At 69.5% G+C, this 22423-nt stretch carries 20 protein-coding genes; 7 read left to right on the forward strand and 13 right to left on the reverse strand.

Annotation, left to right across the window (positions count from 1 at the left end; translation table 11 throughout):
- Positions 1-22 precede the first annotated feature (22 nt).
- Genes truD through MKP05_RS04300 form a run of 5 tightly spaced genes read right to left on the reverse strand, consistent with a single transcriptional unit; the run spans position 23 to position 3849 of the window.
- Positions 23-1087 carry a tRNA pseudouridine(13) synthase TruD gene (gene truD / locus MKP05_RS04280; RefSeq protein ID WP_240567185.1) on the reverse strand — a complete coding sequence of 355 codons (1065 nt, stop codon included), beginning with the start codon at positions 1085-1087 and terminating at the stop codon, positions 23-25.
- Positions 1080-1571 (reverse strand): 2-C-methyl-D-erythritol 2,4-cyclodiphosphate synthase, encoded by a 492-nt coding sequence (gene ispF, locus MKP05_RS04285; RefSeq protein WP_240567317.1) that lies wholly within the window; start codon positions 1569-1571, stop codon positions 1080-1082. The genes truD and ispF overlap by 8 nt, the downstream gene beginning before the upstream one ends.
- Before the next feature lie 15 nt (positions 1572-1586).
- A complete protein-coding gene (gene ispD, locus MKP05_RS04290) occupies positions 1587-2309 on the reverse strand; it encodes a 2-C-methyl-D-erythritol 4-phosphate cytidylyltransferase (RefSeq protein WP_240567186.1) in 723 nt (240 codons plus the stop codon).
- Entirely contained in the window at positions 2306-2656 is a 351-nt protein-coding gene (gene ftsB, locus MKP05_RS04295) for a cell division protein FtsB (RefSeq protein ID WP_110282211.1), read from the reverse strand. Before ftsB ends, ispD begins: the two co-directional genes overlap by 4 nt.
- Positions 2657-2715: 59 nt before the next feature.
- Positions 2716-3849 carry a GNAT family N-acetyltransferase gene (locus MKP05_RS04300; protein ID WP_240567187.1) on the reverse strand — a complete coding sequence of 378 codons (1134 nt, stop codon included), beginning with the start codon at positions 3847-3849 and terminating at the stop codon, positions 2716-2718.
- Positions 3850-3973: 124 nt separating this feature from the next.
- Between MKP05_RS04300 and MKP05_RS04305 the strand changes: the two genes are divergently transcribed.
- The 7 genes from MKP05_RS04305 to mgrA all read left to right on the forward strand — a co-directional run bounded on the left by MKP05_RS04305 (position 3974) and on the right by mgrA (position 12638).
- The gene (locus tag MKP05_RS04305) at positions 3974-5368 is read left to right on the forward strand and encodes a coniferyl aldehyde dehydrogenase (protein ID WP_240567188.1); all 1395 of its coding nucleotides are present in this window, start codon (positions 3974-3976) and stop codon (positions 5366-5368) included.
- Between the two features lie 131 nt (positions 5369-5499).
- Entirely contained in the window at positions 5500-7386 is a 1887-nt protein-coding gene (gene edd / locus MKP05_RS04310; RefSeq protein WP_240567189.1) for a phosphogluconate dehydratase, read from the forward strand.
- A gap of 267 nt (positions 7387-7653) precedes the next feature.
- Positions 7654-8622 carry a glucokinase gene (gene glk, locus MKP05_RS04315; protein ID WP_240567190.1) on the forward strand — a complete coding sequence of 323 codons (969 nt, stop codon included), beginning with the start codon at positions 7654-7656 and terminating at the stop codon, positions 8620-8622.
- A gap of 30 nt (positions 8623-8652) precedes the next feature.
- Complete coding sequence (locus MKP05_RS04320; RefSeq protein WP_240567191.1) at positions 8653-9654, forward strand: aldose epimerase family protein; 1002 nt, start codon at positions 8653-8655, stop codon at positions 9652-9654.
- Positions 9651-10526 carry an aldo/keto reductase gene (locus MKP05_RS04325; protein ID WP_240567192.1) on the forward strand — a complete coding sequence of 292 codons (876 nt, stop codon included), beginning with the start codon at positions 9651-9653 and terminating at the stop codon, positions 10524-10526. The genes MKP05_RS04320 and MKP05_RS04325 overlap by 4 nt, the downstream gene beginning before the upstream one ends.
- Before the next feature lie 86 nt (positions 10527-10612).
- Positions 10613-11572: a carbohydrate kinase family protein gene (locus MKP05_RS04330; RefSeq protein WP_240567193.1), complete on the forward strand. Its 960-nt coding sequence runs from the start codon at positions 10613-10615 to the stop codon at positions 11570-11572.
- A 31-nt stretch (positions 11573-11603) separates the two neighbouring features.
- Positions 11604-12638 carry an L-glyceraldehyde 3-phosphate reductase gene (gene mgrA, locus MKP05_RS04335; protein ID WP_240567194.1) on the forward strand — a complete coding sequence of 345 codons (1035 nt, stop codon included), beginning with the start codon at positions 11604-11606 and terminating at the stop codon, positions 12636-12638.
- Positions 12639-12826: 188 nt separating this feature from the next.
- Here mgrA and MKP05_RS04340 read toward each other — a convergent pair whose 3' ends face one another.
- The 8 genes from MKP05_RS04340 to MKP05_RS04375 form a co-directional block, all read right to left on the reverse strand.
- Entirely contained in the window at positions 12827-14320 is a 1494-nt protein-coding gene (locus tag MKP05_RS04340) for a glycoside hydrolase family 32 protein (RefSeq protein WP_240567195.1), read from the reverse strand.
- Between the two features lie 120 nt (positions 14321-14440).
- Positions 14441-15580, reverse strand: coding sequence for an ABC transporter ATP-binding protein (locus MKP05_RS04345; RefSeq protein WP_240567196.1), 1140 nt, complete (start codon positions 15578-15580; stop codon positions 14441-14443).
- 69 nt (positions 15581-15649) lie between these two features.
- Positions 15650-16528, reverse strand: coding sequence for a carbohydrate ABC transporter permease (locus MKP05_RS04350; RefSeq protein WP_240567197.1), 879 nt, complete (start codon positions 16526-16528; stop codon positions 15650-15652).
- Between the two features lies 1 nt (position 16529).
- Positions 16530-17675, reverse strand: coding sequence for a carbohydrate ABC transporter permease (locus tag MKP05_RS04355; protein ID WP_240567198.1), 1146 nt, complete (start codon positions 17673-17675; stop codon positions 16530-16532).
- 58 nt (positions 17676-17733) lie between these two features.
- Entirely contained in the window at positions 17734-17961 is a 228-nt protein-coding gene (locus MKP05_RS04360; protein ID WP_240567199.1) for a hypothetical protein, read from the reverse strand.
- A gap of 119 nt (positions 17962-18080) precedes the next feature.
- Positions 18081-19364, reverse strand: coding sequence for an extracellular solute-binding protein (locus tag MKP05_RS04365; protein WP_240567200.1), 1284 nt, complete (start codon positions 19362-19364; stop codon positions 18081-18083).
- Positions 19365-19398: 34 nt separating this feature from the next.
- Complete coding sequence (locus MKP05_RS04370; protein WP_240567201.1) at positions 19399-20463, reverse strand: LacI family DNA-binding transcriptional regulator; 1065 nt, start codon at positions 20461-20463, stop codon at positions 19399-19401.
- Positions 20464-20544: 81 nt separating this feature from the next.
- Positions 20545-22095: a glycoside hydrolase family 32 protein gene (locus tag MKP05_RS04375; RefSeq protein ID WP_240567202.1), complete on the reverse strand. Its 1551-nt coding sequence runs from the start codon at positions 22093-22095 to the stop codon at positions 20545-20547.
- Positions 22096-22423 lie beyond the last annotated feature (328 nt).

Here is a 22423-nt window from a genome sequence, read left to right on the forward strand (position 1 = left end):
TCCTCGCTTGCCTCGCCCCCGGTCACAGGCCGGGGTGCATGATCAATTCCCGCAGTACCGCGGTGGCGAAGGCGCCCCGCGGCAGCGTAAACGACAGCCACAGCTCGCCGTCGCCCCGTTCGAGGGCCGGGTCGGCCAGGCGCAGGCGCAGCGCGCGGCGAGCCAGGCGCACCCTGGCCCGCTCGAGTCCGCGGCACAGCGCCGGATAGCGCTCGGGCAGCGCCGCCTCGAGGGCCCTCGCCGCGTCGCCGGCCACCGAGTCCCCGGTCCCCCAGAGCACGCCGCTGGGGTGCAGGTCGAGGCGCTCGGCGCGGGCCCACAGCTCGGTGTCGGGGGTCGCCACCGAGAACTGGCTGGCGGTGCCGTCGAGCATCACCACCTCGCCGGGCAGCGGCGTCGCCCAGTTGCCCGCGCGAACGCGCGCCGCCAGCAGCTCGTTGAACAGGAAACTGCGCGCCGCCGAGAGCAGCATGCCGTCGCGGTCGTCGCGCTTGCGCCAGCCACGGGCCAGCAGGGCGCGGGCCCGCAGCAGGTTGCGCCCGCCGGGGCCGAAGCGCTGGGGGCCGAAATAGTTTGCCACGCCGTGGCGACAGAGCCAGTCCCAGCGCGCCGGCAACCCCGGGTCCTCGACCGCCGCCCCGGTGAGCCGCAGGCGGAAGCGGTTGGCACGGTGCACGCCGCGCTTGAGCTTGCGTGGATGGCGCCCCCGGTCGAGCACCCGGATGCCGAGGGCGGCGAGACGCTCGACCAGCGCCTCGGGGGCCTCGCGGCCGGGCAGCTGGACCGAGAACCACTGGCGGGTCACGGCGACGCGATCCTTCATCCCGGAATAGCCGACCTCGCGGGGCGCGACCTCGCAGAGCCGCGCCAGTTCGCGGGCCACCATCGCCGTGGTCAGGTCACGCTTCTCGATCCACAGCCAGAGGTGCTCGCCCTCGCCCTCCGGGGCGAAGTCGAGGCACTCCTCGACCGCGAAGTCCTCGGGACAGGCCCGGTAGTCGCCGGCGGCCGGCGGGCCGAACTCGCCATCCAGCACCCGGGGCCAGGCCGGCGGCCAGTCGATGGGGTCGCTCACCGGCTCAGTCACCCGCCGCTCTCCGTCGCAGCAGCAGGACCACCGCCTCGGCGGCGATCCCCTCGCCGCGGCCGGTGAAGCCGAGCCGCTCGCTGGTGGTGGCCTTGACGTTGACGGCGGAGGCCTCGACACCGAGGTCCTCGGCGATAGCGGCCACCATGGCGGCGATATGCGGGGCCAGCTTCGGCGCCTGGGCGATCACGGTGGCGTCCAGGTTGCCCACCCGGTAGCCGGCCTCCTGGACCAGCGCCACCACCCGGCGCAGCAGCGCCCGGCTGTCGGTGCCGGCCCAGGCCGGGTCGGTGTCGGGGAAATGGCGGCCGATGTCGCCCAGCCCACAGGCGCCGAGCACGGCATCGCAGACGGCGTGCAGCAGGACGTCGCCATCGGAGTGGGCGACGAAGCCGTGGTCGAAAGGCAGCCGGACGCCGCCGATCATCAGGTGGTCGCCCTCGCCGAAGCGATGGACATCGACGCCGTGGCCGATTCGCAGCATGCTGTTCTCACCCACTCAGGTCGACTCCTCGGTGATGGACGGCGAGGCCGCCTGGGCAGCCAGCACCAGCGCGGCCAGGGCCAGGTCCTCGGGATGCGTGATCTTGAGATTGTCACGACGCCCGGCCACCAGCCGCGGCGCCTGCCCCAGGGCCTCCACCGCCGAGGCCTCGTCGGTCACCGCGAGGCCTCGTGCCAGCGCCTCCCCCAGGGCCCGGCGCAACAGGCCGTAGCGGAACCCCTGGGGCGTCAGGGCGTGCCAGAGCCCCACCCGTGACTCGGTGGCACTGGCCCGCCCGGCGCCATCGTCACGCTTCATGGTGTCGGCCACCGGCGTGGCGAGCAGGCCGCCCACCGGATCATCGGCGAGCACGGCGTGGAGGCGCGCCAGGTCGTCGACGGTGACACAGGGACGGGCCACGTCGTGGACCAGTACCAGGTCGTGCTCGCCGGCGTCGCCGGCGATGGCGTCCAGGGCATTGATCACCGAGTCGACCCGCTCGGCCCCGCCGGGCACCCGGCGCCAGTCGGCGAAGGGCACCCAGGCCGGATCGAAGTGGCGGTCATCGGCCTCCAGGCAGAGGCAGAGACGGGCCGCGGGGAAGGCCTGGTGCAGCCGTGCCAGGGTATGCGCCAGCACGGGCCGGCCATGCAGGCTCAGGTACTGCTTGGGCCGGTCGGCGCCCATGCGCCGGCCCCGCCCCGCGGCGGGTACCACCAGCCAGGGAGCCTCGCTCATCGGCTCGCCTCCGTGGCCGGCGACGCGCCCGCGACTCGACTGGCACTGGCCTCGAGCCGGGTCGCCTCCACGGCGACGCCCGGCACCCAGAAGAACTGCTCGTCGGTGCGCACCATGCCGATGTCGCTGCGCCCGCGCTCCTCGATGGCGTCGAGGCCGGTCTTGAGGTCGACCACCTCGGCGGCGAGCCGGGCATTGCGGTCGCGCAGCGGCTTGTTCTCCGCCTCCAGGGCGGCGACGCGCTCGCGCACCAGGGCGAGGTCGCGGATGCCCCCCTCCCCCAGCCACAGGCGATACTGCAACAGGGCGAGCAGGACGATCAGCACGATGGCCAGCCACTTGAGCATCCGGGGATTCCGTCTCGACACGACAATGGCAGGCATTATGCCACCTTAGTCCGCCGCCCTCACGCCCGAAACGGCAGTGCCTGCTCCGCCGCCCGGCGATAGGCGTCGACATGGACCCGCTCCTCGGCGCAGAAGCGCGCGATGGCCGCGCGCAGCCCGGGATCGGCGATGTGGTGCAGGGAGCGCAGCCGCCGCGGCGCGAAGCCCCGGGCCAGCTTGTGCTCGCCCTGGGTGCCGGGATCGAAGGTGGTCAACCCCTTGGCCAGGCAGTGCTCGATGCCCTGGTAGTAGCAGGCCTCGAAGTGCAGGCAGTCGGCCACCACCTCGCTGCCCCAGTAGCGGCCATAGAGGGTGCGAGCCCCCTGCAGGCAGAGCGCCGCGGCCACCGGCCGGCCGTCGAGGCGTGCCTGGATCAGCACCAGGGCCTCGGGCAGGGTACGACGCAGGCGCTCGAAGAAGTCGAGATTGAGGTAGCCGTGCCGGCCCCGCTCCAGGTAGGTGATCTCGTAGCAGCGGAAGAAGTGGGCCATGGTGCCCGCGTCGATCTCGCCGCCCTCCAGCCGCTGCAGCGTCAGGCCCTGCTCGGCCACCAGGCGGCGTTCGCGACGGATCGCCTTGCGCCGCTTCGAGGTCAGCGCGGCGAGAAAGCCGTCGAAGTCGCCATAGCCGCGATCCCGCCACTGGAACTGCACGCCATGGCGCACCAGCAGCCCGGGGCGGGCCGACCGCCAGGCGTCCACCTCGGGCTCCTCGGCGAACAGCAGGTGCCAGCTGGAGAGCGCACTCGCTTCCCAGGCCGGTGCCAGCAGCGCCCTGGCCTCGCCCGGGTCGACCCCCGGCGCCAGCGCCAGCCGCGGCCCCGGCGCCGGGGTGAAGGGGATGGCGCTGAGCCCCTTGGGATAGTAGCGTCCACCGGCCCGCTCCCAGGCCTCGGCCCAGGCCCAGTCGAAGACGTATTCACCGAAGGAGTGATGCTTGTGGTAGTGGGGCATGACGCCGACCAGCGCCTCGCCCAGCCATAGCGTCAGGTGGCGCGGCACCCAGCCGGTGGCCGGCCCCACCGCACCGCTGGCCTCCAGCGCATGCAGGAACTCGTGGCGCAGGAAGGGGTGGTCGTCGTCCACCAGGGCGTTCCACCGCGAGGGCGACACCGCCTCGATGGCAGGCAACTCCTTGAGGATCAGCTCGGACATGGGGTCTCCCGCGGCGAAGCCATGGAGGAAGCGGCTGACAAGCGGCCGGCCGAAGGCCTACATTGTGCGCAGACCTTGCCGCCCGTTCCACTGCCGGTTTTTCCACATGCCAAGGGAGATGCGCATGGCCAACGCCCGTGACCTGCAGGCACGCCTGGACGCACAGCGCCACGCCTTCGCCGCCGAGCGCTTTCCGTCGCTGGCGACCCGGCGCGACCGCCTCGCCCGCCTGGCGACCATGACCCGCCACCACCGCGACGAGATCGCCCGGGCGATCCGCCAGGACTTCGGCCACCGCGCCGAGGCCGAGACCCGCCTGGCGGAGGTCGCCACCGTGCTGCAGGCCGTGCGCCATGCCCGTCGCCACCTCAGGCGCTGGATGCGCCCCAGGCGTGCCGCGATGCCGCTGCGGCTGTGGCCGGCCCGCGCCCGTGTCCATCGCCAGCCGCTGGGGGTGGTGGGCATCATCGCCCCCGCCAACTACCCCTGGAACCTGGCCCTGCTGCCGGCGGTGGATGCCCTGGCCGCCGGCAACCGGGTGATGATCAAGCCCAGCGAGCAGACCCCCACCACCAGCGGACTGATGGCGAGGCTCGCGGCGCGTTATTTCGCCGCCGACGAGCTCTGCGTGGTGACCGGCGAGGTCGAGATCGGCCGCGCCTTCGCCGCCCTGCCCTTCGACCACCTGCTGTTCACCGGCAGTGCCCGCATCGGCCGCGAGGTGGCCCGGGCCGCCGCCGCCAACCTCACCCCGGTGACCCTGGAACTCGGCGGCAAGACCCCGGCCATCGTCGCCGACGACGCCGACCTGGAGCACGCTGCCCGGCGCATCGCCTTCGGCAAGTGGCTCAACGCCGGCCAGACCTGCATCGCCCCGGACTATGTGTTGATCGACGAGCCGCGCCTCGGCGCCTTCGTGGAGGCCCTGGGCCGAACGGTGAAGCGGTTCCACCCCTGCGGCGCCGCCGGCGACGACTACACCGCCATCCTCGGCGAGCAGCACCGCGAGCGCCTGGATGCCATGCTGGAAGAGGCACGGGATCACGGCTGCCGGGTGATCCCGCTGGGCGAGCCGGTCGAGCTGCGCGAGGGGAGCAAGCTGCCCCCGACCCTGGTGATCGATCCCCACGAAGGGCTTATGCTGATGCATGAGGAGATCTTCGGGCCCTGGCTGCCGATCCTGGGCGTGCGCGACCTGGACGCCGCCCTGGCCTTCATCCAGCAGCGGCCGCATCCGCTGGCGCTGTATGCCTTCACCGATGATCCGGCACGGCGCCAGCGCCTGCTGCGCGAGACCCACTCCGGCGGCGTGGTGTTCAACGACACCCTGTGGCACAACGCCGTGCCCGCGCTACCCTTCGGTGGCGTGGGCGAGAGCGGCATGGGGGCCTACCACGGCGAGGCCGGCTTCCGGCGCTTCAGCCATGAGCGTGGTGTCTTCCTGCAGAGCCGGCGCAGCGCGGCGGGGCTGCTCGACCCGCCCTACCGGAGCTGGCTGCTGCGGCTGCTGGGCCTCTGAACCAGGGAGTACGACGAATATCGCAGTAATAAAACTACAAACATGACCGCCAACCGCGTAACATTGGCAAAAAGCCGGATCAATTTTTGGTAAGTTTACTAAATAGCCAACACTCGATTCCGAGGTGCCCCATGGCCAGCACGACCCCCGCCCTCAACGACACCGTCGCCGACGTCACCCGCCGCATTCGCGAGCGCTCCAGTGAACGCCGCGCCCTCTACGAGAGCCGCATGGCAGACCAGCACGGTCGCGGCGTGCATCGCGGCGAGCTTTCCTGCGGCAACCTCGCCCACGGCTTCGCCGCCTGCGGCACCGAGGACAAGAATTCGCTGAAGATGATGAACAGCGCCAACCTGGGCATCATCTCCTCCTACAACGACATGCTCTCGGCCCACCAGCCGCTGGAGACCTTCCCCGAGACCATCAAGGCCGCCGCCCGCGCCATGGGCTCCACCGCCCAGTTCGCCGGCGGGGTGCCGGCCATGTGCGACGGCGTGACCCAGGGCCAGCCGGGCATGGAGCTGTCGCTGTTCTCCCGCGACGTGATCGCCATGGCCACCGCCGTGGGGCTGTCACACAACATGTTCGATGCCGCCCTCTATCTCGGCGTGTGCGACAAGATCGTCCCGGGGCTGTTCATCGCCGCGGCGCGCTTCGGCCACCTGCCGGCGATGTTCGTGCCCGCCGGGCCCATGCCCAGCGGCCTGCCCAACAAGGAGAAGGCCCGCATCCGCCAGCTGTTCGCCGAGGGCAAGGCGAGCCGCGAGGACCTGCTGGAGGCCGAGTCCGCCTCCTACCACAGCCCCGGAACCTGCACCTTCTACGGCACCGCCAACTCCAACCAGCTGATGATGGAGATGATGGGCCTGCACCTGCCCGGCACCTCCTTCGTCAACCCCGGCACCGAGATGCGCGAGGCGCTGACCCGTTTCGCCACCGAGCAGGCGATCCGCAACACCGAGCCCGGCGGCGACTACCGCCCCTTCTACCGGCAGATCGACGAGCGCGCCATCGTCAACGCCATCGTCGGCCTGCTCGCTTCCGGCGGCTCCACCAACCACACCCTGCACCTGGTGGCCATGGCCGCCGCCGCCGGCCTGACCATCACCTGGGAGGACTTCACCGACCTCTCCGCGGTGACCCCGAGCCTGATGCAGGTCTACCCCAACGGCCAGGCCGACATCAATCACTTCCAGGCCGCCGGCGGCATGAGCCTGCTGATCCGCGAGCTGATCGGGGCCGGCCTGATCCATACCGACATCCCCACGGTGTTCGGTACCGACATGACCGCCTACTCCCAGGAGCCCTTCCTCGAGGACGGCAAGCTGGTCTGGCGCGAGGGGCCCACCGAGAGCCTCGACCCGGAGGTGCTGCGCCCGGTGGCCGAGCCCTTCGCCCCCACCGGCGGGCTCACCGTCTTGAACGGCAACCTCGGCCGCGGGGTGATCAAGGTCTCCGCGGTCAAGCCCGAGCACCGCCTGGTCGAGGCGCCGATCAAGATCTTCGAGGACCAGAACGACCTCAAGGCGGCCTTCGAGGCCGGCGAGCTGGATCGCGACGTGATCGCCGTGGTGCGCTTCCAGGGCCCCAAGGCCAACGGCATGCCGGAACTGCACAAGCTCACCCCCTACCTGGGCGTGCTGCAGGACCGCGGCTACAAGGTCGCCCTGGTCACCGACGGCCGCATGTCCGGCGCCTCGGGCAAGGTGCCGGCGGCCATCCACATCAGCCCCGAAGCGCTGGATGGCGGGCCGCTGGCCAAGCTCAAGGATGGCGACATCGTGCGCCTCGATGCCGACAGGGGCAGCCTCGAGGTCAAGGTCGACGCCCATGAGTGGGCCGAGCGCGAGCTGCGCATCGGCGAGCTGGACCACTACCACGTGGGCCTCGGTCGCGAGCTGTTCGGCGGCTTCCGCCACCTGGCCATGCGCGGCGAGGAAGGGGCCGGCGTGTTCGGCGGCTTCGAGGCCGACGACCTGGCACGCCAGGAGGGCCAGATCCACGAAGACGACGCCTGAGCCACTGCCAGAACAGGGCAACCGCAGTTGCACAGCGAGAAGCGCCGGGGACAGGTCGGAGAGGGGGGCCTACGCCAGGGGTGAGGAGGATTCCTCCGAACGGGCTGGCCAGGGATGGCCAGCACCCGGAGCAGGACGCGAGAGCGCCGCAGGGCGTCGGTAGCCCAGGGAGGGGGTGACAGCGCCCCCTCGTAGGCCTGTCACCGGAACAGCTTCGAGCGATTGCCATCTGCAACAGCCCTGACGGCCAGAAGGGACGAATTGACGATGACAAGACCCGCACTGATCGGCGATATCGGGGGCACCAATGCACGCCTTGCCCTGGTGACCCCGGGCGCCTTCGAGCCCCATGACATCCTGAGCCTGCCCTGCGCCGACTACCCGGGGCTGGTCGAGGCGGTCCGCGACTACCTGGGCCGGGTCGGCGCCACGGGGGAGAGCGCCCCCCGTGAGGCCTGCCTGGCCTTCGCCTGCCCGGTCCGCGGCGACCGGGTGAAGATGACCAATAACCACTGGACCTTCTCCCGGCACGAGGCGCAGCAGGCCCTCGACCTCGAGCTGTTCAAGGTGATCAACGACTTCACCGCCCAGGCACTGGGCGTGCCCCATGTGGCCGACGCCGAGCTGGTGGAGGTGCAGCCCGGCGAGGCGCTCCCCCACACCGCCCGGCTGGTGATCGGCCCCGGCACCGGCCTCGGCGTGGCCGGCCTCTTCCCCGGCCGCCACGCCTGGATCCCGCTGCCCGCCGAGGGGGGGCACGTCACCTTCGCCCCCACCGACGAGCGCGAACAGAACCTGCTCAGGCACTTCCGCAACCGCTACGGCCGGGTCAGCGTCGAGCGCATCCTCTGCGGCCAGGGGCTGCTCGACCTCTACCTGGCCCACTGCTCGCTCAAGGGTGCACCACCGCGCTACGCGACCCCGGCCGAGGTCACCGAAGGGGCCTCCGGCGGCGACCCCGTGGCCCGTGATACCCTGCTGCGGTTCCTGAAGATCCTCGGCGACGTCTGCGGCGATGCCGTCCTGACGCTCGGCGCCCGCGGCGGGGTCTACCTGTGCGGCGGCATCCTGCCACGGCTGCTCGACTGGCTGCCGCAGAGCCGCTTCTGCGAGGCCTTCACCGCCAAGGGACGCATGAGCGCCTATACGGCGGCCGTTCCCGTCCGGGTGGTGACCGCCCCCTGGACCGGCCTGCTGGGCGCCGCCGAGGCCCTGCACAACGAAGAAGTCGAGTGACCCGAGGGGTTGCCTGACCGAGGAGGTCGAATGATTCCCGCAAGCCTGCGAGCGCTGCTCGACGAGACTCGCGGCCAGCGCCGCGCCGAATGGCAAGGCCGCGAGCTGTGGCTGGCCAATGAGCCCTGGGGCGAGCTGGCGGTATCACTGCAGGGCGCCCAAGCCCTGCACTATCTACCGGCGCCCGACCCCGCACCAGCCGAAGGCTCGCTTTCTAACGCGCCCGAAGCCGCGCGAGTCGCTGGCGCTCCGGACGCGCCCGACACCGCACCAGCCACCGCCGAGGCCCCCGAGGGCATGGCGGCCGGCGGCTGGCTGTGGGTGACGCCCACCCCCCAGGCGTTGCCCGGGGCGATCCGCGGTGGCATCCCGCTGTGCTGGCCCTGGTTCGCCGACGAGCACACCGCCGACGAGTCCCCGGATCGCAGCGGCCCGATGCACGGTCCGGCGCGCAAGGCCGACTGGCGGCTCGACGCCGTGGACGAGCACGAGGGCGGCGTGGAGCTGCATCTTTCGCCGCTGGAGCGCCTGCATACCCAGTTGGCTCCCCGTGCGGTGATCCAGGCCAACGGCCAGCGCCTGCACGTGGAGCTGATCACCGAGCACGTCGGCGAGACGCCGGTGAAGATGAGCGGCGCCCTGCACAGCTACCTGGCCGTGGCCGACGCCCATGCCTGCCGCGTCGAGGGGCTGGCCGGCGCCCGCTACCTGGACAAGCTGGCCGGCTTCGCCGAGCGCGAGCAGCAGGGGGAGCTGGGGGTCCGTGGGGCGCTCGACCGCCTCTATCACAGCAACGCCGAGCTCGTGCTCGACGACGGCAGCCGCCGCCTGCGTATCGCCCGCCAGGGCAGCGACTCGGCGGTGGTCTGGCACCCGGGCGACACCCCGCCCGGGGACACCACGGTGGAGGCGGCCCGCCGCTTTCTCTGCGTGGAGTCGGCCAACACCCGCCTCGATCCGGTGTGGCTGGTGCCCGGTGCCCAGCACCTGCTGGGCACCACCCTCTCCCTGGACGCCGGAGAGGGCGCATGAGCGGGCCCGACGCCTTCCCGGTGCCCTTCCTGCTGGGCATGATGCGGCTGCACGAGGAACCGGCGCTGCATGACCCCGCACGGCTGGCCGACTGGATCGAGGCCCGCCTCGACCAGGGGCTCGACTGGTTCGATCACGCCGACATCTATGGCGACCGCCAGGGCGAGGCACTGTTCGGCGCCGCCCTGGGTGCCCGCCCCGGCCTCGCCGGCCGGGTGAAGGTCGTCACCAAGGCCAGCATCATCACGCCGGAACGCGACGCCTCGCCCCTCCGCGTCAAGCACTACGACAGCTCGCCGGGCCATCTCGAGCAGGCCATCGATGCGTCCCTGGCGCGGCTCGGCGTGGAGCGGCTCGACCACTTCCTGCTCCATCGCCCCGACCCGCTGATGGACGCCGAGGCCACCGGCCGTGTGCTGGACGACGCCATCGCCGCGGGCAAGATCGGCGCCGCCGGCGTCTCCAACTACCTGCCCGAGCAGTGGCGCCGCCTGCAGGGTGCCATGCACCAGCGCCTGGTGGCCCACCAGCTGCAGCTCTCGCTGGACCACCCCGCCCCGCTGTTCGACGGCAGCTTCGATGCCCTGCTGGCCGACGGCCTGGCACCGATGATCTGGTCCCCCCTGGGCGGTGGACGAGTGCTCCAGGGCCCGGCGCGCCCGCTGCTGCTGCGGCTGGCCGACGAGCACGGCGTGACCCCCGCCGGCCTGGCCCTGGCCTGGCTGCGCGCCCTGCCCGGCCGCCCGGTGCCGGTGGTAGGCAGCCTCAAGGCCGAGCGCCTCGAGGCCCTGGCCACGGACGCCGGCCTCGCGCTGGAACGCCCAAGCTGGTATGCCCTGCTCGAGGCCGCCCGCGGCCATGAGGTCGCCTGAACCGGCCGCGCCACCCGAACCACGACGCATCCCAACAACGACACCACCAAACAGCGACGCCACGAACCACTATCGAGGACACCCCCATGACCCCAGTGATCGCCTTCGGCGAGGCCCTCGTCGACATGCTCTCCAGCCGCCTCGGCGACGCCGCCGAGGGCCCCGAAACCTTCACCCCCTATGCCGGCGGGGCACCGGCCAACGTGGCCGTGGCCTGCGCGCGCCTGGGCGTGCCCAGCCGCTTCCTCGGCATGCTCGGCGAGGACCACTTCGGCGACTTCCTGGCCAGTGAGCTCGCCACCCACGGCGTCGACGCCAGCGGCGTGGTACGCACCCGGGAGGCGCGCACGGCGCTGGCCTTCGTCTCCCGCGACGCCCAGGGCGAGCGCACCTTCGACTTCTACCGCCCACCGGCGGCGGACCTGCTCTACCGCCTGGAGCACCTGCCGGCCGGGGTCTTCGCCGAGCCCGCCATCGTGCACTTCTGCACCAACAGCCTGACCGAGCAGGAGATCGCCGAGACCACCCTGGCCATGGCCGAGATGGCCCGCCGCGCCGGCTGCCTGGTCAGCGTCGACGCCAACCTTCGCCACAACCTCTGGGACGGCGGCATGGCCGACATCAGCCTGGTCACCCGCCTGCTCGACGCCGCCGACCTGCTCAAGCTCTCCAGCGAGGAGCTCGACTACCTGCGCGCCGACCATCCCCGGGACGGCTGGCTGGCCGAGCGGCTCGCCGCCGGGGTGAAGTTCGCGGTGATCACCGACGGCCCCGGCGAGGTGACGCTGAAGGGCATCGGCCTGGAGGACCGGGTGAGCCCGCCCAGGGTCCAGGCGGTGGACACCACGGCCGGTGGCGACGCCTTCATCGGCGGGCTGCTGGCCGAGCTCGCCGAACACGGTATCGATGGGGACTGGTACCAGGACACGGCCTTCGTGCATCGGGCGGTGGAGATCGCCTGCCGCTGCGGCGCCCATGCCGTGACCCGCCCGGGCGCCTATGCCGCGCTGCCCGACCGCCAGGACCTGGAACGCCTGAGACGCTGAGCCCTAAGCGTAACCGACCGGAGAAACGCCCATGCCCTATCTGGCCGATGCCTCGCGCTACGAGACCATGCACTACCGCCGCTGCGGCCGCAGCGGCCTGAAGCTCCCCGCCCTGTCGCTGGGGCTGTGGCACAACTTCGGCGATGTCGATGCCCTCGACAACCAGCGCCGGTTGCTGCGCCGCGCCTTCGACCTGGGCATCATCCACTTCGACCTGGCCAACAACTACGGGCCACCGCCGGGCAGCGCCGAGCGCAACTTCGGTCGCCTGATGAAGGAAGATTTCGGTCCCTATCGTGACGAACTGATCATCTCGACCAAGGCGGGCTACCCCATGTGGCCCGGCCCTCATGGCCAGGGCGGGTCGCGCAAGTCGCTGCTGGCCAGCCTCGACCAGAGCCTCGCCCGCATGGGGCTCGACTACGTGGATATCTTCTACTCCCACTGCGTCGATCCCGAGACGCCGCCGGCGGAGACCGCGGGCGCCCTGGCCAGCGCCGTGGCCCAGGGCAAGGCGCTCTACGTGGGGATTTCCTCCTACTCGGCCGAGCGTACCCGGGAGATCGCCGGCCTGCTGCGGCAACAGGGAGTGCCCTGCCTGATCCACCAGCCGGCCTACAACCTCTTCAACCGCTGGGTGGAGGAGGAGCTTCTCGACACCCTCGCGGCCGAGGGCATGGGCTGCATCGCCTTCACCCCGCTCGCCCAGGGACTGCTCACCGACAAGTACCTCGCCGGCATTCCCGAGTCGGCACGCATCAACCAGCCCGGCGGTGATTCGCTGCGTCCCGAACACCTGAGCGAGGCGAACCTGGCCCGGGTGCGGGCACTGAACGTCATCGCCGAGCGCCGCGGCCAGCGGCTGGCGCAGATGGCCCTGGCCTGGCTGCTGCGCGACCCGCGAGTCACCTCGGTGCTGATCGGTGCCAGCCGCGTCGCACAGCTCGAGGATAACGTCGCCGCCCTGGATAACCTGGACTTCAGCGACGAGGAGCTCGCCGAGATCGACCGGCATTCCGTCACTGACGCCGGCGTCAATCTCTGGGCGCCCTCCTCTCGGCGCTGAGCATCGCCTCACCGGGTCGGCTGGCCGGGTTCAGGCCGAACAGCACGCCCCGCGCATGGGGGCGTCATGGGGAGTCCGCTCGCCATTGAGATAGGGCAGGAAGAGCAGGTTCACGCGCCCCGGCGGCCACGTCGCCGGCGCCACCGGGGTGGTGCATCCCCCTGCCTTGAGCATTCTCCGGTGCCGGCTCAAACCAGGGAATGGTACGCCATCTCCGCGACCCGGCACTCGCCGGCCGCGACCGCCAGGGCCTGCGGGTGCCCCGCCGGCTGGGCGAAGCTCAGCTGGGTGATGGCCAGGCGCCCATCGTCGAGCAGCAGCTCCAGGGAGCCGTCGTCCACCAGCCACTCCAGTTCGACGCGCCGGCCGGCCAGGCGACCGACCGCCTGGTCGTGGGGGAAATGGGTGTCGAATTCGTCATCCCCGTTCTGGCCCCGGCGCCGATGACGCACCGCGACCCCGGCCTCGTCGGCGACCAGCTCCAGCGCCTGGTGCCCGCCCTGCTGAAGATCCAGCGATACGCTCGCCCCGGCGGTGAGCTCCAGCACCATCCGACCATGGGCGCTCCGGGCCCCGCCTTCGAGCAGCACATGGCGACCGACAGCCAGCGGCCGTTCCGGCGTGGCGACCTTAGCCGCTTCTGCGGCCCGCGCCCGCCACTCGCCGGCGAAGGCCTGGCGCAGCCGCACGCCCTCGGGGGTCGCTGCGAGCGACAGTTCCCGGGGGAAGCTCATGGCGCCCCGCCAGCCCGCCTCGGGGATCCGGTTGGCGTAGAGCCAGTTGTTCATCCAGGCGATGGCCAGGCGCCGGCCGTCCTCGGCGGGCACGTCCGACCAGCTCTGCACGGCGTAGAAGTCGCGCCCCTCGTCCATCAGCAGCACGGTCTCGGCCGGATGGTCGTTGTGGAAGCGCTCGCCGTCGAAGTGGCCGACGAAGTACTGGGTGAAGGAGCCGAAGGCGTCCTGCTCACCGGCCCCCACGCCCACCACCAGCACCCAGCGCGTCGCCGGCTCACCGTCCGCCGCGCCCTCCACGGGCAGCTCGAAGAGATCGGGACACTCCCAGGGACCGTCGGTATGGCGCCCCTGCCCCGCGCCGAACGCGCTGGCCAGGCGCCAGTCGAGCAGGTTGTCGGAGAGATAGAAGCGGATGACCTGGCCGCAGGCCAACGCCATCACCCAGCGCCGGGACGGCGCGTGCCAGACCACCTTGGGGTCGCGGAAGTCCTTGAAGCCCGGCGCCGCGATGATCGGGTTGCCCGCATGCTTGTGCCAGCTGCGCCCGCGGTCGCGGCTGTAGGCCAGGCACTGCTCCTGGACATAGTCGTCGGGGTCCTCGGGCGATGCCCGATGCACGGTATAGAAGGCCAGCAGGCCCGGCTCGCCGTCGAACAGGCCGCTGGTATCGTCCCGGTCGACGATGGCGCTGCCCGAGAAGCACATGCCCTGCTCGTCCGGCACCAGCGCCGGGGGCAAGTGCTCCCAACTCACCAGGTCGCGGCTCACCGCATGGCCCCAGTGCATGGGGCCCCAGACGCGGTCATGGGGATGGTACTGGTAGAAGAGGTGGTACTCGCCGTCGAAGTGGACGAGGCCGTTGGGGTCGTTCATCCAGCCCTGGGGCGGGGTGAAGTGCAAGGCTGGCCGCCGCACGCTCGGCGGGGTGTCGACTACGGTCGTCATGATCGGTCCTTGTCGATGAGGCATCGCACGCGCGATGCGGTATGGGTCGTGTCTCCGCCCGCCAGGAAAGACAACGTTGTCTTTCCTGGCGAGAGCAATAAGGGCTATTGAAGCGGCCGCTCAGGCGGTGGCCGCCTGGCCCGGTTCCTCGTCCTTGAGTTCCCCGGGCACCTTGTGCGGGCTGATGTTGCGCCCGTCACCATCGAACAGCTGGCATATCTGCCGGGAAAAGCTGACCCGACGGTGGTCCTTCGGCTGGATATCGCTCAAGCCACCGACCTGCAGGGTGATGGCGTCCCCTCCGATATGGCGGGCATAGACGAAGGTACTGCCACCGAGATGCTCGACCACCTCAACATCGATGGCCAGGCGGATATCGGCCCTGTCATGTTCGAGGATATGTTCGGGACGGATGCCCAGGGTCACGTGATCGCCGCTGCGCAGCCCCGTGGCATCGGCAGGCATGTCGATGCGTTCATCGCCCGGCAGTTCGAGCCTCAACCGGTCATCGGCCACGTCAAGCACCCGGCACTCGAAGAAGTTCATGCGCGGCGAGCCGATGAAACCCGCCACGAACTCGTTGACCGGGTTGAGATAGAGTTCCAGGGGGCTGCCCACCTGCTCGATACGACCATCGCGCAGCACCACGATCTTGTCGGCCATGGTCATCGCCTCGACCTGGTCGTGGGTGACATAGACCATGGTGTTGCCCAGGGCGGCATGCAGCTTGGCGATCTCCACGCGCATCTGCACGCGCAGTTCCGCATCCAGGTTGGAGAGCGGCTCGTCGAACAGGAAGACCTTGGGATTGCGCACGATGGTACGGCCGATCGCCACCCGCTGGCGCTGGCCGCCGGAGAGCGCCTTGGGCCGACGCTCCAGCAACGGTTCCAGCTTGAGGATGGCGGCGGCCTCCTCGACGCGCCGGTCGATCTCGGCCTTGTCGAACTTGGCCATGCGCAGCCCGAAGCCCATGTTCTCGCGCACCGTCATGTGCGGGTAGAGCGCATAGGACTGGAAGACCATGGCCACGCCGCGCTGGGCCGCGGGCAGGTGAGCGACGCTCTCGCCGCCGATGCGGATGTCGCCCTCGCTGAGTTCTTCCAGCCCGGCGATCAGCCGCAGCAGTGTAGACTTGCCGCACCCCGAGGGGCCGACGAAGACCACGAACTCGCCATGAGTGATATCCAGGTCGACGCCGTGGATGGTCTGCACCTCGCCGAAGCGCTTGACGACGCCTTCGAGTTGTAGATCTGCCATCTCGTTTCTCCTCGTGTCGTGGGCCGTCTCGCCTCACGACAGCTGATGTTCGTATGAATGTTGGCCGGCTCAGCCCTTGATCCCGGCGCCTGCCAGGCTGCGCACGAAACGCTTCTGGAAGATCATGAACACCACCAGCACCGGCAGGGTGATGAAGGAGGCGTAGGCGAGGATCTCGCCCCACTCGGTCTCGCGGCCGAAGAAGATCTGGATGCCCGGCATCACGGGACGTGCCGCCTCGCTCTGGACCGCCATGATCGGCCACAGGTACTGGTTCCACATCACCATGAAGTGGAGGATCGCCACGGTGGCGAAGACCGGCCCCGACATGGGCACGATGATGTGGCGGTAGATCTGGAAGGGGCTGGCCCCATCCAGCTTGGCGGCCTCGTCGAAGTCCTTGGGGATGTCACGGAAGAACTGGTAGAAGAGGAAGATGAAGAAGGCGTTGGCCACGAAGGGCAGCATCTGCACGTGCCGGGTGTTCATCCAGGACCCCTCGAGCACCAGCCTCCCCTCTTCCCAGCCCAGCGAGGGCAGCTTGGAGACCAGCAGCAGCATCGGTACCACCACCGCCTCCAGCGGGATGATCATCAGGGCGATCACCGCCGAGAGGATCAGCTTCTGGCCCCGCCATTCCAGCCGCGACAGCGAGAAGGCCAGCAGGCTGTTGACGAAGAGTCCCATGACGACGGTACCGCCGGTGATCAGCAGGGAGTTGAGGAAGTAGTGGCCGATCCGGCTCTTGTCGAAGACGCCCCGGTAGTTGTCCAGGGTCAGCTCGCCCACCGGCAGGATCGCTCGCAGCGAGTAGAGGTCGGTGAAGATCGCCGACTCCGGCTTGAAGGAAGAGACGATCATGAACAGCAGCGGGAACAGGAAGAGGTAACCCAGCCCCCCCAGCACCAGGTACCATCCCAGGGTCTTGAGTCGCTTGTTGACGGTCATGTCACTTCGCCTCCCGGGCGTCGAAGAATTTCTTCTGCAGCAGGGCGATCAGCAGGATCACCAGGAAGAACACCACGCTGACGGCCGAGCCATAGGCGATGTCCTGCTCGCGGAAGCCCTTGGCGACGGCGTGGAACATCACCGTGGAGGTGGAACCCTGGGGACCGCCACCGGTCATCACGTCCACCTGGGTGAACAGCCCGAAGGCCTGCACCGTGGTGCTGAGGATCACGAATACCATGGTGTTGCGCAGCCCCGGCAGGGTGATGTGCCAGAACTGGCTCCAGCGCCCGGCCCCGTCGAGTTCCGCCGCCTCGTAGAGGTCCTGGGAGATGCCCTGCAGCCCCGCCAGGAAGATCAGCATCTGCACCCCGCAGGCCTGCCAGGCCGACATGATGACGATCGACGGCATCGCCCAGTCGGAATCGCCCAGCCAGTCGATGGGCCCCACCAGGCCGAAGGTCAGCGCCTGCAGGTAGTGGTTGAGCACGCCGACGTCGCGGTGGTAAAGGAAGGTCCAGACGATGGACACCACCACGATGGAGGTCACCACCGGCGAGAAGAAGATCGCCCGGAAGACACTGATGCCGCGCAGTTGCCGGTTGATCAGCAGCGCCAGCCCCAGGGCCAGGCCGCACTGCAAGGGCACCACCAGCATCACGAACAGCAGGGTGTTGAGGAACGACTGGATGAAGCGCGGGTCCTTGGCCAGCAGCACATAGCGCTTCTCCCCCCACTGCCAGCTCGTGAACTCCCGATACTCGCGGTAGGCCGGGTCGCCGCGCAGCACCGTGCGCAGCGACGGGAACTCCGGTTCGCCCCCGGCATCGCGCACCACCTCGCCCAGGTCGCTGCGCTCGGCCTCCTGGACCAGCCAGTCGACGCTCAGCAGGCGCTCGTAGTTCCGCAGGCCCACCCATTCGGCCGCATTGGGCGAGAGCAGCCGCTGGTCGGTGAACGACATGCCCACCGCCATCAGGAAGGGCAGCACCAGGAACATGAACAACCCCAGCAGCGCCGGAAAGCTCAGCAGATAGCCGTAGCGTCGTTCCCGGCGCCTGGCCTGCCGGTAGTCGGTCGCCCTGCCCGCCCCGGCGGCGTCTGCCGACAGCCCGACGGATTTCGTCTCATTGATGCTCGAGTGCATCGCGCATCCTCCTCTCGATGCGGGCCCCGGAGACGCAGCGTCCCCGAGGACCCCCTCTTCATTCGTGGAAGCCATAGTCCCGATTGTCGGCAATATCGCGCTCGATGGTGTCTACCGCCTCATCCAGCGACTCCTGCACGTCACGACCGTCGCGGATGTCGCGGGCCGCCCGATCGAAGGCGCTGGAAATGGTCGGATACCCCGGGGTCGCCGGACGCAGCCGGGCGTCGCGGCGGCAACAGATAACCCAACAGACAACGTTGTCATCGGCGTGCCGGCGAGCCAAACGGGGGCGGGATTCTGCATGAGGTTCACCTTTGTTATTCAGAGAAGGTTGTTATCGCAGTGAGGACATCCATGGGGACAGCGTCACCGACCGCCAGGCGCGGTCGGTGACCGCAAGAACTACTCGTCCATGCCGTAGCCGTGGTTGTCGGCGATATTGCGCTCGATGGCGTCCACCGCCTCGTCCAGGGCGGCCTGCACGTCTCCGCCGTCGCGAATGTCCCGGGCCGCGCGTTCGAAGACGCTGGAGATGATCGGATAGGCCGGCGTCTCGGGACGCAATTGGGCACGGGCCTCGGAGTAGTCATAGAAGAAGCGCCACTGTCCGCCTTCGCGATAGTGCTCGGTCAGCGCCGCCCCCGCCTCGGAGGCCGGGATCATGCCGGCCCCTTCGGACATGGCGGCGATCTCCTCGGGCTGCAGCTGGAATTCGATGAACTCGGCCGCCCCTTCGGGTGACTCGCAGGCGGTGGTGATCCCGGTATGCCAGGAACCGCCGCCGATCACCGAGCCATGACCGAAGTCCGGCACCGGCATCACCACCAGATCATCCCCCCACTCGTCCGGATAGGCCGACGGCTCCAGGAAGCCATAGTTGATGGCCACCCGCCCCTGCACGAAGCCTCGGTCATCGCTGGGGTTGCGATCCACCAGCCCCTCGTCGAACAGGGACTGGAAGAAATCGCCCCAGGCCACAGCCTCTTCCCCGTTGAGCACGCCCTCGGCATAGCGGTAGTTGCTGCGATCGATCTGGTCGCCGCCGAAGCTCACCAACCAGGGGCCGAAGGCGTAGGAGTACCACTCGCCGCTCCATCCCGCCTGCAGATCCAGCGGATAGAGGAAGTCACCGCTCGCCTTGAGGGTCTCCAGCGCATCGAGAAACTCCGCCTTGCTCCAGGGCTCGTCGAGCGTGGCGATACGGATGCCTTGCGCTTCGAGGACCGAGCGCCGCGACAGCAGCGAGAGCGCCACCTCGTACTGGCCGGCCGAATAGATCCGACCGTCGTAGGTTCCCTTGGCGGTATCGATCAGGCCATCCAGGGCCGCCTGGTCCACCAGGCCGTCCAGGGGCTGCAGGAACCCCGCCCAGGCGAAGTTAGGCGCCACCGGCTGGTCGATATAGAGCAGGCAAGGCAGATCTCCCGCCACGGCGGCGGAGGTCACCGTCTCGGTATAGGAGCCTTCGGGAATCATGCTCATCTCCACCCGCCAGCGCTCCTGGGACCGGTTGAAGCGCTCGACCGCCGCCTTGCTGACCTCGATCTCGGCGATGTTGCCGGTCTCGTGGCGCCAGAGCTCAAGGGTCTGGGGGGCCGCCATGGCCATGGGCGCGGCCAGGGCCATGGCGGATGACAACGTTGTCATTCTGATGCTGAACTGCTGGGCGTGCTTCGTAACTTTCATGGTAGTGACTCCTGGTTGAGATCGCTTGTTGTTGTCAGAGGCCGTCGGTGACGGCCGACTCGGAGAGCGGGGGATGGCTCGGCATCCCGGCGACCCGGTGCGACTGCCGTTCGACCCGTACGAAAGGCAACCGCACGATGCCCGGCTCCTGTGGCCCGGCCAGCAGGCAGTGCATGGCCTGCTGGCCCATCTCCAGGTGGGGCAATCGCATGGTGGTCAATCCCGGCGTCAGGAAGGTGGAGATCGGCCGCTGGTCATCGAAGCTGGCCACGGCCAGGTCGCGACCCACGCACAGTCCCCTGCAGGCCAGGGCCAGGTAGAGCTGCATCGCCGTGCTGTCCTGGCCACACAGGATCGCCGTGGGCCGCGGCGAACTCGCCAGCAGAGCATCGATCGCCCCCTCCACCGTGGAGCGTTCATCACCGTCCGGGACTCCCACCAGAGCGGGTTGAATGAGCGCCTCGTCTACCCCGATACCGGCCTCCTCCAGGACCTGCCGGTATCCGGCGAGACGCAGAGAAGCCGCCGCCAGCCTGGGGTTGAGCCCCAGGTAGGCGATGCGTCGATGCCCCTGGTCCAGCAGCAGGCGGGTGATCTCCCGCGCCGCCCGCTGCTCGTCGGGGAGGAAGGTAGGCACCTCGCCCTCCGGCGCGAAACCGTTGGCCAGCACCGAGGGCACCATGCCCATTTCCCTGGGCAGTTCGACTTCCCGGTGGTAGTCGCAGGCGTAGAGCAGCCCTTCCACCCGGCGCTCCAGCAGCATGTCCAGGGCCCGCTGGCGATGGCAGAAGCCGGCATCACGATCGATGTTGACGACCATCAGGACCTTGTCGTGGGCATCGGCCACCTGCTGGGCACCGCGCAGGATGTCACCGGCGTGCGGCTGGGTGGTGACCCGGTCGGAGATGAAGCCGATCACCCCCGAGCGCTGGCTGCGCATGGTGCGCGCCGCACTGTTGGGGCGATAGCCCAGCTCCCCGATGGCCTTCAGCACCTTGCCGCGGGTCTCCTCACGAACGGCGGGGTCGTCATTGATCACCCGCGATACCGTCTTGAAGGAGGTTCCCGCCAGGCGAGCCACGTCCTTGATCGAGACCACATCGATACCCTCTCGGCGCTCTGATGGTGCGCCAAACGACAACGTTGTCGCAACTCTAGTGGATGGATGACAACCTTGTCATTACGACTTTGGTCTAGGGACGGCTTTCAGAGGACGATATTCCAGCGTCCTGACCCGGCACTCGCCGGCCGCGACCGCCAGGGCCAGCGGGCGCCCCGCCGGCTGGGCGAAGCTGAGCTGGGTCAGCGATACCCGGCCGCCGTCGAGCAGCAGCTCCAGGGAACCGTCGTCCACCAGCCACTCCAGTTCGACGCGCCGGCCGGCCAGGCGACCGACCGCCTGGTCGTGGGGGAAATGGGTATCGAATTCGTCATCCCCGTTCTGGCCCCGGCGCCGATGACGCACCGCGACCCCGGCCTCGTCGGCGACCAGCTCCAGCGCCTGGTGCCCACCCTGCTGAAGATCCAGCGATACGCTCGCCCCGGCGGTGAGCTCCAGCACCATCCGCCCATGGGCGCTCCGGGCCCCGCCTTCGAGCAGCACATGGCGACCGACAGCCAGCGGCCGTTCCGGCGTGTCGACCTTAACCGCTTCTGCGGCCCGCGCCCGCCACTCGCCGGCGAAGGCCTGGCGCAGCCGCACGCCCTCGGGGGTCGCTGCGAGCGACAGTTCCCGGGGGAAGCTCATGGCGCCCCGCCAGCCCGCCTCGGGGATCCGGTTGGCGTAGAGCCAGTTGTTCATCCAGGCGATGGCCAGGCGCCGGCCGTCCTCGGCGGGCACGTCCGACCAGCTCTGCACGGCGTAGAAGTCGCGCCCCTCGTCCATCAGCAGCACGGTCTCGGCCGGATGGTCGTTGTGGAAGCGCTCGCCGTCGAAGTGACCGACGAAGTACTGGGTGAAGGAGCCGAAGGCGTCCTGCTCACCGGCGCCCACGCCCACCACCAGCACCCAGCGCGTCGCCGGCTCACCGTCCGCCGCGCCTTCGGATGAGCGCTCGACAGGAAGTTCAAATAGGTCCGGACACTCCCAGGGACCGTCGGTATGGCGCCCCTGCCCGTCGCCGAACTCGCTGGCCAGGCGCCAGTCGAGCAGGTTATCGGAGAGATAGAAGCGGACCGTCTGGCCGCAGGCGAGCGCCATCACCCAGCGCCGAGACGGCGCGTGCCAGACCACCTTGGGGTCGCGGAAGTCCTTGAAGCCGGGGCCGGCGATGATCGGGTTGGCCGAGTACTTGTGCCAGCTGCGCCCGCGGTCGCGACTGTAGGCCAGGCACTGCTCCTGGACATAGTCCGCGGGGTCGCCATCCGCCTCGCGATGCACGGTATAGAAGGCCAGCAGGCCCGGCTCGCCGTCGAACAGGCCGCTGGTATCGTGCCGGTCGACGATAGCGCTGCCCGAGAAGCACATGCCCTGCTCGTCCGGCACCAGCGCCGGGGGCAAGTGCTCCCAACTCACCAGGTCGCGGCTCACCGCATGGCCCCAGTGCATGGGGCCCCAGACGAGATCATCAGGGTAGTACTGGTAGAAGAGGTGGTACTCGCCGTCGAAGTGGACGAGGCCGTTGGGGTCGTTCATCCAGCCCTGGGGCGGGGTGAAGTGCAGGCCGGGGCGTTCGGGGGGCGAGCAGGGGACGGTCGGTCGCCTATCGGCGCGTCGGGACGTGGCTATCATGGCGTCTCGGTTTCATCCTCGATCTGAACTTAATCGTTTCAGATACTCTAGCATGCTTCACATCCTGCTCCGACACTTCGCGGTCGATCCACCCCGCGGCGAGCCCTCACGACAAGGCTATCGCAGATAGCTTCCATCGCTCGGGGTTGATCCGGCGACAAGCCCGCGAGGAGGCGCTGTGAACCCTCCCTGGGCGCTGCCGAGGCCATCCCTGGCAGGACTCCCTTTTCGGCTTGTCCCCGGCGCCCCTCACTGTAGGCAACTGCGACAGCCCTGTCCCTTATGAAGCGTGGCTTGCCAAAATGTCTGACATTTAATAGGCTATCCT

It is taken from the genome of Halomonas flagellata (assembly GCF_022487945.1).
Taxonomy (GTDB): Bacteria; Pseudomonadota; Gammaproteobacteria; order Pseudomonadales; family Halomonadaceae; genus Halomonas; species Halomonas flagellata.